Source organism: Deltaproteobacteria bacterium (genome assembly GCA_005879795.1).
GTDB lineage: Bacteria > Desulfobacterota > Binatia > DP-6 > DP-6 > DP-6.
In genome coordinates, this window is the sequence record VBKJ01000152.1 from 1 (window position 1) to 11,239 (window position 11,239).

Sequence of the window (11,239 nt, forward strand, 5' to 3'; positions counted from 1 at the left end):
CGCACCGCCTTGCGCTGGGGGCTCGCGGGCGGTGTGGCGGCGATCCTCGCTCACAGCCTGGTGGACTTCGGCTTGCACATGCCCGCGAACTCGCTCGCCCTCATGATCGTCGTCGGGCTCCTCGTGTTGAGCGGGCGGCCCCAGCCCGCCGGAGGTACCCCTGCGCTCGCCGTGCTGCTCGTGCTGCTGACGGCGGCGGCAGGGCCGCAGGTGGCGAACGGCGCGCGCAGGCTGGCCGGCGCCTCGCCCATCTCACCCCGCGACTGCCTGGCAGAGGCGGACCTTCTGCTTGCGGAGGCCGGTGACGGCGCACGCGCACGGGCGCTCGTCCTCCGCGCCCTCGACGCGTCCCCGGCGGACCTCGAAGGCCACGAGGCGCTCGCCGCCCTCGTGGGGCCCGGCCCGGCGGCCGAGGCAGCGCTGCGGCGCGCGCTCGTCCTGAGCCCCTGGTCCCCCGAGGTGCGCGACCGGCTCGCGCTTCAACTCTGGGCGCGCGGCGCGCGGCACGAGGGCGCCGCGGAGCTCGAGGAATCGATGGTTCGCTTCCCGGCCCTGACCTCGCATGCCTATCTCGCCCCGGGCGGGGAGCTCGAGCCCCGTCCTGCGGGCCGGCCCATCCGCGCCGACGACGAGGGTGACGGCCTGAGCGTGCGGCTCGCGAGGCTGGAGGACGACATGGCCGAGGCGATCGGCCGCGGCCTCGACCGGGCGCTCCAGTCTGCCGCCGGCGAAGAGCGTACGGCGATCGTGGAGGACCTCGTCACACTGTTCGAGGCACGGGGCCATTGGAAGGAAGCGGCGGCCGCCCTGCAGGCCGAAGCGGCGCGCAGCGCGCAGGGCGGAGGCCAGCTGGCGCGGGCCGCAGGGGACTATCTCAAGGCGGGCGATCTGGGAGCCGCCGAACGGACGCTGCGGGCCGCCCTGCAGCAGGCGCCGGAACGGGGCGACCTCTACCGCACGCTCGCGGTCGACGTTTACGCGGCCCGCGGCGACTTCCCGGCGGCGGAGAGCGTGCTCCACGCGGGCGAGCGCAACGCGGTCGACATGCTGCCCGTCTACGAGGGCGTCACGGAGGTGCTGGCGCGGCGCGAAGCGACGGGGATCGAGAAGGTGGCGAGTGCTCCGCCCCCACCCAGCGCCCCCGACGACGAGGAGGTCGTGCCGTGAGCACCCGGGGTGCCGCCCTCGAGCTTCCTCCGATCGGAGCTGCCGCGAGCGAGCGCTGGTATGCCGTCTGGACGCGGACCCAGTGCGAGACCAAGGTCGAAGAGGGCCTGCGGGGCAGGTGCTTCCGGGTCTTCGTGCCGCGCGTGAGCGTCACCAGCCGGCGGCGCGATCGCCGCCTGGTCCTCGAGCGGCCGCTCTTACCCGGCTACGTCTTGCTGCGCTTCGCGCCCTCGCGCGAGGCGTACATCCGCGTCGTCGGCACCGACGGCGTCGTCCGCATCATCGGTGAGCGCTGGGATTCACTGTACCCGATTCCCGACGACCAGGTGGAGGCGGTCCGTCGCCTCGTCACGTCGGGTGACCGGGTGCGCCTGGTGCCGTGGATCGGGACGGGAGACCGCGTCCGGATCGTTGCCGGACCCCTCGCGGGCCTCGAGGGCCTGGTTCAGCTGTGGCACAGGGGCCGGGCGACGTTCGTCGTGAGTGTCGACCTGCTGCAGCGCAGTGTGGCGGTGGAGGTGGCGGCTCGGGCGGTGGAGAAGGTGTGAAGGCAGTCGGCCGAGAGCCGGAGCTGCCGTCGAAGACTTGAGAAACTCAAATCAGCGGGATGCCGTGTAACCCGAGGAGCGGAGCTTTGCCCGGCTCCCCGGACGCGCCCCCGCATGCAAGCAGCTCCCTGATGACCTACTCCCTCAGCCGGATCTCGTCGTCGGCACCGGTGCCGAGCTCCTCGGAGCCCGGAGACGCGGCGTCGCTTCGGCGCAACGTGGCCTGGGCCCTCGCTGGCAATCTCGGCTACAGCGCCTGCCAGTGGGGAGTGCTCGTCTGTATCGCGAAGCTCGGAACCGCCGCCGACGTCGGACAGTTCGCGCTCGGGCTCGCCCTCACGGCGCCCATCATCACCCTGACCAGCCTCAACCTGCGGCTGCTCCAGGCGACCGACGCGCGCGAAGACTATCCGTTCAGCGTCTACCTGTCCGTGCGGATCATCGGCACCCTGCTCGGCCTTGCGGCCATCGCCGCCATGGCGTTCGGCCTGGGCTACCGGGATGCCACCCTCTACCTGATCCTCGCGGTGGCGGCCGCCAAGGCCCTCGAGGCGGTGAGCGATGTCGTGTTCGGGCTGCTGCAGAAGGCCGAGAACCTTCGCCGGGTCGCGACCTCGATGCTGGCGAAAGGCGTCATCAGCGTGGTGGCCGTGGGGTTCGTCCTCAAGCTGAGCGGAGACATCGTCCTCGCGACCCTCGCGTTGGCAGTGTGCTGGGGGGGCCTGCTGGTGACGTACGACCTGCCTGCCGCTGTCCGGCTAGCGAGCGTTCAGCCGTCCCTGGAGCTGCGATCGCTGGTTCGCCTCGTACGGGTCTCGTTTCCATTGGGATGCGTCGCAGGCGTCGGCAGCCTTGCCGTCAACGTGCCGCGCTATGCCGTCGAGGCCAACCTGGGTGCGATTGCGCTCGGCCACTTCACGGCGCTCGTCTACCTCTTCGTTGCCGCGAGTCAGCCGCTTCTGGCGCTGGGGGCGGCGGTCAGTCCGCGGCTGGCGCGCCATTTCGTCACCGACCTGGGAGCCTACCGACGGCTCACGTTCCGTACGATGGTGATGGCGGGCGCGTTGGGGCTCCTGGGGGTCGCGGCATGTGCGCTCTTCGGGCGGATCATGCTCAGCGTGGCCTACGCGCCCGAATACGCGGAGCACACCTTGGTCCTGGTCTGGCTGGCGGTAGCAACGGGCGTCTCTTTTCTCGCCCAGGCCCTCAGCTACGCCGTCACCGCCGCACGGCGGCTGCCGGAACAGCTGCCGATTGCGATCCTGAGCCTCGCCGTCTGCGCCGTCGCGAGCTATTTCCTGGTGCCACTCTACGGACTGGTGGGCGCCGCGTGGGCAGTGCTCGCCACCGAAGCAACGAGGCTGGCCTGCCTCGGTGGCGTCTACGCCGCGGCGGTCATCGGCGCCTCCTCCGCTGCGCCGCAGCCGAGCGAGTCCGAGGTCGCCATGCGGGGTCTTCTCGCCGGGCGGGCTCTAAGGGAGCGAGGGCGTTCACAATCTTCTAGGCTAGCCACGGACGGCGATGCGGTCCGACCCCATGGCCGAGCTTCGCGTACCGCTCGGCCGGGCGCTCCGGGCCTGAAAGGTCGACCGTGATCGTGGAAATCGCAGGCTCCTCGGGGAGCGGCAAGTCGACGCTCCTGAAGGAGGTTCTCCGCGAGTGTGGCGAGCGCGGCGTGCAGGCGGCCGCCGCCGAGGACTTCCTTCTGCCATGGCTCCCGGGCGTCATCCGCCGCAACCCGACGCTCCAGAACCTCGCACTCGACCTCCGCGGCTTGAGCGAGACGCTCACCCTCCGGCGACATCGGGAGTTCCTCGCCTTCGCCATGGCGGTGATACGACGCGACGCGGACCGGCCGGCCACCGGCTTGAGCGCGTACCGCGGCGTGGTGCGGGCCGTGAGTGCGTACCGCGGCCTGCACCGGAAGCTCGGAGTCCACGCGGCGTTGGCCCGCGAGGCGGGCCACGGCCCTGCCGTGATCGTGGACGAGGGCACGATCCATTGCGCCCACTACGTCCTCGTCCACGTCAACAGTGCACCACGGCCCCAGGATATCGCGGCCTTCTGTCGCCTGGTCCCGATGCCCGACCTCGTCGTCTACGTCACGGCACCGCTGGAGAAGGTGCTCGCACGAACCTTTGCCCGCAGGGACCCGCCCCTCCGCGGACGAAGCAGGGAGGAGATGGAACGGTTCATCCGGCACGCCCACACCATGTTCGATCAGCTGATGAGCGACGAAACGCTTTCGCGCAGGACGCTGAAGGTGCAAACCAATGAGAACGACTTCGGAAGTTACCGCTGCTTCGCCAGGACGATCGTCGATCGCATCGTCGGGGGAAGTGCGAGTGCTTCGGACATTGCGCACGCTGTTTGACGCCCTGCACGGCGCCGGCGTGCACTACTGTCACTGGAAGAGCAACTGGAAGCTCGTCGAGGCGCTACGCGGCGAGCGGGATCTCGACCTGCTGGTCCATCGGGGCGATGCGTCGCGCTTCCTCTCGGTCGTCGGAGCGGTCGGCTGCAAGCCCGGGCGGAGCGACGGTCATCCTTCGCTCTGTCACTACTATGGTTTCGATGAGGAGAGCGGACGCCTGTTCGACCTCCACGTCTACCATCGGATCATCACGGGGGGGACGATCAAGGAGTACCACCTCCCGCTGGAGAGCGCGTTGCTGCGCGGAGCACGGCCGACGGAGGAGGGGGTGTGCGTGCCCGAGCGCGCTGCGGAGCGGGTGTCGTTCGTGATGCGCAGAGGTCTCGACTACGCGGTACCGAGCGAGGCCCTCATCCCGCGGGATCGGGCGGCGGAGGCCGAGGAGCTCCGCTGGTTGCGTCAGGGTGTGGACGACCCGGACCTGCGCCGCGTGCTGGAGGAGTGCCTTCCGAGCGTGGACTTCGCGCTCTTCCGCCGCCTGGAGGATGCCATCGAGTCGGGGCGATCGGGAGTCGGTCGCTTCCGCCTCGGCAGGGCGCTGGCATCGCAGCTGCGACACCACCGACGGTTCGTGCGCCCGGGCGCGACCGTGGCACGGGGCCGGCGCGCGTGGCGCAAGGCCTGGCGTACGCTGGGCGGCGGAGGGCCGACGCGAGCGCTCCTCTCGGGGGGCGCGGTCATCGGGGTGGTCGGCTCGGACGGCGCCGGGAAGTCCACGCTGGTCCACGAGCTGAGCCGCTGGCTGGGGGACGTCTTGCCCGTGGCCAACATCCACGGCGGCAAGCCGCCGCCGTCGATGGTGACCGCTCTCCCGCGCCTTCTCCTGCCGCTGCTGCGGCGGACGATGCCGGCCTACCGGACCTCGCGGATCGACATGCAGGCGGCAGCGGGGAAGGGGATGGACTTCGGCGCGACGCGTGCCGGCGCCCTGGTCGTCTATGTGCTGCGGGCGCTGATGGTGGCGTACGAGAGGAGGCAGCTCCTGACCTGGGCCCACCGCAGGGCCGCGGACGGGACCCTGGTCGTCGCCGATCGGTACCCGACCCGCCAGCCGGGGGTGCCGGACGGGCCGAGCCTCCACTTCCTGCTCGGGAAGCGCAACCCTCTGTACAGATGGCTGGCGCGGGTGGAGGAGCGGATGTACCGCGACATCCCGCAGCCCGACCTCGTCTTCTGTCTGAACGTCCCGCTCGAGCTGGCCGTGCATCGAAACCTCACGCGGGACAAACCCGGCGGGCCGGAGCCGACCGACTACCTCCGTCGGCGCCACGCGCAGGCCGCGGAGCTGGAGTTTGGCGGCGTCCCCACGTACCGGATCCGTACCGACGCGATGGTCGCGGAGACCCTGCGGTCCATCAAGCCCATCCTGTGGAAGGCGCTCTGACCGGCGTCTGACGATCAACCATGGATAGCGTCCCGCTGCTCGCCCTCGCCGTGATCGTCACGGTGCCCGCTCTCTACGCGGTCACGCGGATATTCCTCTACCCGACGACGGGCCTCTGCCTCTGGGTGATGCTGCTCCCGGTGACGAAGACGATCGCGTGCCTCGCGGGTTATCGTCCGGGCGAGCCCCTGGGTGAGGGGCCCGTGGTGCTGCAGAAGCTGACCCTCGGCGATCCCGTCCTGCTCCTCACCGCCCTGGGCGCCCTGCTCAACGAGAACGGCCTGACCGGCCGAGTCCTCGACCGGCAGGGCCGCCGCATCGTCCTGCTCCTCGCCGCCTTCTGTGGGGCGAGCGTCGTGTCCGCGACCCTGGGCGAGACCGGCTCGGAGTCGCTGATCGAGCTGGCCACGTACGTCTGGCTGTGTCTGTCTCTCGTCGTGATCTGCCAGCTGCTCGGCAGCCCCGACCGGGTGCGCCGCACCCTGGCAGCCTGGCGCGGAGCCGGTGTCGTGGCGTGCGTGGCCGGCGGAGTGGGGACCGTGCTCATGTGGCGCGGGACCATGGACAACCTGGTCGTGGAGGGCGGGAGGGTCGCCGGCCTCTTCGAGGGCATCAATCAGCTCCAGTCCTTCATGGTCGCCGTCATCCCCTTCTTCTGCGCCCGGGCGTTCAGTGCGGCGGCCTCGCGAGGCTCCCGCCTCTTCCACGGTGCACTCATCGTCGTCGCCTTCGCGAGCGTCCTCGGCAGCGGGAGCCGCGGGGGCATCGTGTTCGCGGCGCTGTCGATCTGGCTGATGCTCGTGCTGGTATGGCCGAGGGTCGGCCTGGCCTGGACGTGCGCGGCCCTGCTCCTCGCCGGATCCGCGTGGCACGTCGTCGGACAGCACCTCGACGAATTGCCGTACGGCGCCCGGCGCGCCGTCTCGTTCGTCTCGTCGGACACGTACGATCTGGGAGAGATGAGCCGGGGGCGGGCGGACCAGCTCCTCGCCTTCCACACGGTCTTTGCGAACCACCCGCTGGTCGGCGTGGGGCCGGGGGGGTTCGCGGCGACCATCCCGCGGCTCGTGCCGGGCGGAAAAGCTCAGGAGATGCACAACTCCTATCTGGGAGTGCTCGCCGAGACGGGCGCGATCGGTGGGTTGATCATGTTCGGCTTGCTCGCGACCGCCATGGCGAGGAGCCTCGCGTTCCTCGAGCGGAGCGCGCGGGCGCGCGATCCGGACGCCCTCATGGCCGCGCGCGCGCTGTTCGTCTCCTACCTGTCACTCCTCCTCTACGGGATGCTCAACTACGGGTTGCGGCAGCGACACTTCTGGTTCGTCGTCGCGCTGACGGTCGTGCTGCCCCACGTCTACGAGCGGTCGCGTCTGTGGGTTCGCGCTGACGAGCGCCGGACCCGCCTCGCTCACGGTGTCGTACCATGTGTGGAATCGCGGGTCTGATCAGCTTCGGGCGTGCTCGCGACGCCGCCGCGGTGGTGCGCGACATGACCGCCGCCCTCACGCACCGCGGGCCGGACGGCGAGGGGTGGTGGAGCGACGGCGAGGCCGCGCTCGGACACCGCAGGCTGGCCATCATCGACGTGGTAGGCGGTGCGCAGCCGCTCGTGAACGAGACCGGCTCGGTGAGGGTGGTGTGCAACGGCGAGATCTACAACTACCGGGAGCTCCGGTCGGAGCTCCAGGCGCGCGGCCATCACTTCCGGACGGCGAGCGACTGCGAGACCATCGCGCATCTCTACGAGGACGACGGGCCCGACGCCGTCGCGAAGCTGCACGGGATGTTCGCGCTCGCGATCTGGGACCGCGCGGCCGAGCGTCTCGTCCTCGCCCGCGACCGGCTCGGGATCAAGCCGCTCTTCTACACCAGTGGAGCTCGCGGCTTCGGCTTCGCCTCCGAGATCAAGGCGCTCGTCGCCGGGCGGCTGACGCAGCGCCAGGTCGACCCCGGCGCGCTGCTCCACTACCTGAGCTGTGGATACGTTCCCGGCGCCGCCACGATCTACCGGGACGTGCAGCGCCTGGCCCCCGGAGAGCTCCTCGTCGCCGACCGCGACGGCGTGCGGCGACGCCCGTACTGGGTCTGGCAGCCCGGGCTCGCGCCTCGCTCGAGGGCGGCCGCGGAGGAGGAGCTCCGCTCCTTGCTCATGGCCGCCGTTCGCGAGCACCTGGTGGCGGACGTCCCGGTCGGCGCCTTTCTGAGCGGCGGCATCGATTCCTCCGTGGTCAGCATCCTGGCCGCTGCGGCCAGCCCCACCCCGCTGCGCACGTTCTCGGTGACGTTCCCCGAGGACCGGGTCTTCGACGAGGCGCGCTTCAGCCGGCAGGTGGTGAGGCAGATCGGGAGCGGGCACACCGAGATTCCCTTGACGCGCGCGCAGGTTCTCTCGGCCGTGGAGCCGGCCCTCGACCATCTCGACGAGCCCTTCGCCGATCCGTCGCTCGTGCCGTGTTTCGAGATCGCGCGCGAGGCGCGCCGTCACGTGAAGGTGGTGCTGTCCGGGGACGGCGCCGACGAGCTATTCGGAGGCTACACGAAGTACCTGGGCGAGGCCTACGCGGCCCGGGCGCCGCGGTCCCTCATGTGGCTGCTCGCTCGGGTGTCGGCGCTCGGACCGTGCGGCCGAGGCAACCGCCTCGAGGAGGCCGTTCGCCTGCTCCGCCGGCTGACGGACGGCGGCGGCATCCCCGACACGGGGCGGCGCTACGCGCGCTGGGCGCAGGTGTGCGGGGAGGCCGAGGTCCGTGCGCTGGTCCCGGACCTGAGCGCAGGGCACCCCGCGAGCGACCTGTTCGCCGCGGAAGCCCTGCGGTTCGGCGCGCTGGACCACGGGGACCCGATCAACCGAATGCTGTACACGGACTGCCGGCTCGGGCTCCCCGGGGACATGCTCGCCAAGGTCGACATTTCGAGCATGGCCAACGCGCTCGAGGTCCGGGTGCCGTTCCTGGACCATCGCGTCGTCGAGTTTGCGTTCCGTGTTCCGGGCCGCTGGAAGATCGGCGGGATACGCGGCAAGCGCATCCTGCGCCGGACGTTCCGCGACCTTCTGCCACCGGAGGTCCGTCGGCGGGGCAAGCGTGGCTTCGAGCCGCCGGTGGGCGAGTGGTTCCGAACGGAGCTCCGGGACCTCTTTTGGGATGTCATGAAGACCGGAAGTCGGTATCTGCCGTGCGTACGCCGGGACGCCGTCGAGACGCTCTACCGGCAGCATGCGACCCGACGGGCCGATCGCTCGAAGGAGCTCTGGGCCCTCTTCGGGTTGCACTGGTGGGCCAGCAGACAGCGGACGGGCGTCTGACCCACCGGCCCGCCCCCAACCCACGGGTCCTCACGAAAGCATGCCGCCAGCACTTCGCATCGTCGACGTGATCAACACGGCCGCTTCGGCCAAGGAGATCCTCCTGGATCGGGTGTGCCAGTTTCACCGGCCACCCCTGATCGAGAACTGGATCGTCTGCAGCGCGGGCGACCACGTCGACCACGTCCGCGCGTGCGGTCTGCCGGTCGCCGTCATCGACACGCCGCGCGGGCTGGAGCCGGCCGCCCTGGCCCGCGCCACCTGGCGGCTCATGCGCGTCTTCCGGAAGCTCCGCCCGTCCATCGTCCATACGCACAGCTCCGTCCCCGGCGCAGTGGGTCGGGTCGCAGCGCGGGCGGCCGGAGTGCCGATCGTCGTCCACACGGTGCACGGGTTCCACTTCCACAAGGGCACGCGATCGGCTTCGAAGGTGCTCTCGTGCGCCACGGAGCGGGCGCTGGCGGCCCTCACTGACATGCTCCTCATGCAGAACCGCGAGGACTTGCGTGCCGTTCGCCGCTGGCGCGGTGTGCGGGCACGTCTGATCGGCAATGGCATCGACGTGCAGCGCCACGCCCGGCGCGCGCGAGCGCACTCCGGCGCCGGTCGCGTCGTTGCCTGTATCGCTCGGTTCGAGCCGGTGAAGAACCATCGCGACCTGCTGCGGGTCTTCGCCCGAGTCCGCGCCGCGTGTCCGCAGGCGCGACTCCGCCTGATCGGCGACGGTCCCCTTCGCCCGCAGTGTGAGCGAGCGGCCGCCGATCTCGGCATCGCCTCGGCCACGGAGTTCGTCGGCTACCGAGAGGACGTGGGCGCGCTCCTCGCGGACGTCGACGTGGCGGTGCTGCTCTCCTGGAAGGAGGGCATCGCCCGCGGCCTCCTGGAGCCCATGGCGGCGGGCATCCCGGTCGTTGCCTGGCGCGTGAAGGGCAATCGCGAGGTCGTCCGGAGCGGGGAGACCGGGCTTCTCGCGGCGCCGGGCGATGTCGATGCGACCGCCGCGCACATCGTCCGCCTGCTCGAGGACCCCGCCCTGCGCACCCGGATGGGCGCCGCCGCGGCGGAGCGGGTGCGCCGTCGCTTCGACGAGGCCATCGTCGTCGCGCGCCTGGCCGGGGTCTACACCTCGCTGCTGCGCGACGCCGGCTATGCGCTACCGACCTGCTGGGAGACTCATGACTACGGTGCCGTTCTTCAGGCCTGAGATCGACGACGGGGACATCGCCGCCGTCGTCGACGTGCTTCGCTCGGGGTGGATCACCACCGGACCCCGGGTGCAGGAGTTCGAGGCTGCCTTCGCCCGCTACCTCGGCGCGGCGCATGCGTTCGCCGTCAATTCCTGCACCGCGGCGCTCCACCTGGCGCTCGCGGCGCTCGGGCTCAAGCGCGGGCAGGGCGTCGTCGTACCGACCCTCACCTTCGCCGCCACGGCGGAGGTGGTCACCTACTTCGATGCGAGGCCGGTCTTCGTGGACGTGGAGCCGGAGACGCTGTGCATGGATCCAGCGGCAGTGGAGAGCGCGCTCGCGCGCGGGTCGAAGCGGGCGACGGACATCGTGGGAGCGATCCCCGTGCACTATGGCGGTCAGATGGCGGCCATGCCGCGCCTCGCGCGTCTCCTCCGCGCGGCCCACTGCTTCGTCGTCGAGGACGCGGCGCATGCCCTGCCCAGCGCGCTGCGCGATCCCGAGACCGGCCGGTGGATCGGCGTGGGGGCCCTGGCCGATGTCGCCTGCTTCTCGTTCTACGCCAACAAGACCATCACGACGGGCGAGGGTGGCATGGCGACGACGGAGGACGGCGCCTGCGCGCGCGCCATCCGCAGCCTCGGCCTGCACGGGATGTCGCACGACGGATGGACACGGTTCCGCGCCGGCGGCAGCTGGGACTATGCGATCACGGCTCCGGGCTTCAAGTACAACATGACGGACGTGGCCGCCGCGCTCGGGCTCCGGCAGCTCGCCAGGGCGGACCGCTTCCGGGCGCGGCGCGCGGCGATCGCGACGCGCTACGCCGCGGGGTTCGGCGACGTCGAGGAAGTCGAGGTTCCGCGCGAGCGGGCGGACCGCCGCCACGCGTGGCATCTCTACCCGATCCGGCTCCGCCTCGACCACCTGACGATGAGCCGCGGAGAGTTCATCCACGCGCTTGCGGCCCGCGGTGTCGCGACGAGCGTTCATTGGCGGCCGCTGCACATGCAACCCTATTACGCCGAGCGCTACGGGTTCCGCGCGGAGGAGTTCCCCGTGGCCTTCCGGGAGTGGCGGCGGCTCATCTCGTTGCCGATCTTCCCCGGCATGAGCGACGCCGACGTGGATCACACGATCGCGGCCGTCCGCGACACGGCGGCGGAGGCGCGCAAACGGAGGGTCGCCGTCGCATGACTGGCAGGCATTCTCGGG

General features: G+C 71.0%; 9 protein-coding genes. All 9 read left to right on the top strand.

The window, feature by feature from the left end; all coding sequences use genetic code 11:
- Positions 1-1,167, top strand: a 1,167-nt coding sequence (locus E6J59_12875) for a tetratricopeptide repeat protein (protein TMB19053.1), incomplete at its 5' end; no start/stop codon positions are given.
- Positions 1,164-1,715, top strand: coding sequence for a hypothetical protein (locus E6J59_12880; protein ID TMB19054.1), 552 nt, complete (start codon positions 1,164-1,166; stop codon positions 1,713-1,715). The genes E6J59_12875 and E6J59_12880, both read left to right, overlap by 4 nt.
- Positions 1,716-1,774: 59 nt before the next feature.
- A complete protein-coding gene (locus E6J59_12885) occupies positions 1,775-3,310 on the top strand; it encodes a lipopolysaccharide biosynthesis protein (protein TMB19055.1) in 1,536 nt (511 codons plus the stop codon).
- On the top strand, positions 3,307-4,089 hold the full coding sequence (locus tag E6J59_12890) for a hypothetical protein (protein ID TMB19056.1): 783 nt from the start codon (positions 3,307-3,309) through the stop codon (positions 4,087-4,089). Before E6J59_12885 ends, E6J59_12890 begins: the two co-directional genes overlap by 4 nt.
- Entirely contained in the window at positions 4,073-5,533 is a 1,461-nt protein-coding gene (locus E6J59_12895; GenBank protein ID TMB19057.1) for a hypothetical protein, read from the top strand. The genes E6J59_12890 and E6J59_12895 overlap by 17 nt, the downstream gene beginning before the upstream one ends.
- A gap of 20 nt (positions 5,534-5,553) precedes the next feature.
- On the top strand, positions 5,554-6,978 hold the full coding sequence (locus E6J59_12900; GenBank protein TMB19058.1) for an O-antigen ligase family protein: 1,425 nt from the start codon (positions 5,554-5,556) through the stop codon (positions 6,976-6,978).
- Complete coding sequence (gene asnB / locus E6J59_12905; GenBank protein ID TMB19059.1) at positions 6,957-8,837, top strand: asparagine synthase (glutamine-hydrolyzing); 1,881 nt, start codon at positions 6,957-6,959, stop codon at positions 8,835-8,837. Before E6J59_12900 ends, asnB begins: the two co-directional genes overlap by 22 nt.
- Positions 8,749-10,041, top strand: a complete 1,293-nt coding sequence (locus E6J59_12910; protein TMB19060.1) for a glycosyltransferase family 4 protein — start codon at positions 8,749-8,751, stop codon at positions 10,039-10,041. Before asnB ends, E6J59_12910 begins: the two co-directional genes overlap by 89 nt.
- Positions 10,013-11,221 carry a DegT/DnrJ/EryC1/StrS family aminotransferase gene (locus E6J59_12915; protein TMB19061.1) on the top strand — a complete coding sequence of 403 codons (1,209 nt, stop codon included), beginning with the start codon at positions 10,013-10,015 and terminating at the stop codon, positions 11,219-11,221. Before E6J59_12910 ends, E6J59_12915 begins: the two co-directional genes overlap by 29 nt.
- Positions 11,222-11,239: the final 18 nt, after the last annotated feature.

Bases quoted from the DNA above. Each gene is read 5' to 3' on its own strand.
- E6J59_12900 (TMB19058.1), top strand. From the start codon at position 5,554: ATGGATAGCGTCCCGCTGCTCGCCCTCGCCGTGATCGTCACGGTGCCC.
- E6J59_12915 (TMB19061.1), top strand. From the start codon at position 10,013: ATGACTACGGTGCCGTTCTTCAGGCCTGAGATCGACGACGGGGACATC.
- asnB (TMB19059.1), top strand. From the start codon at position 6,957: ATGTGTGGAATCGCGGGTCTGATCAGCTTCGGGCGTGCTCGCGACGCC.
- E6J59_12885 (TMB19055.1), top strand. From the start codon at position 1,775: ATGCCGTGTAACCCGAGGAGCGGAGCTTTGCCCGGCTCCCCGGACGCG.
- E6J59_12910 (TMB19060.1), top strand. From the start codon at position 8,749: ATGCGACCCGACGGGCCGATCGCTCGAAGGAGCTCTGGGCCCTCTTCG.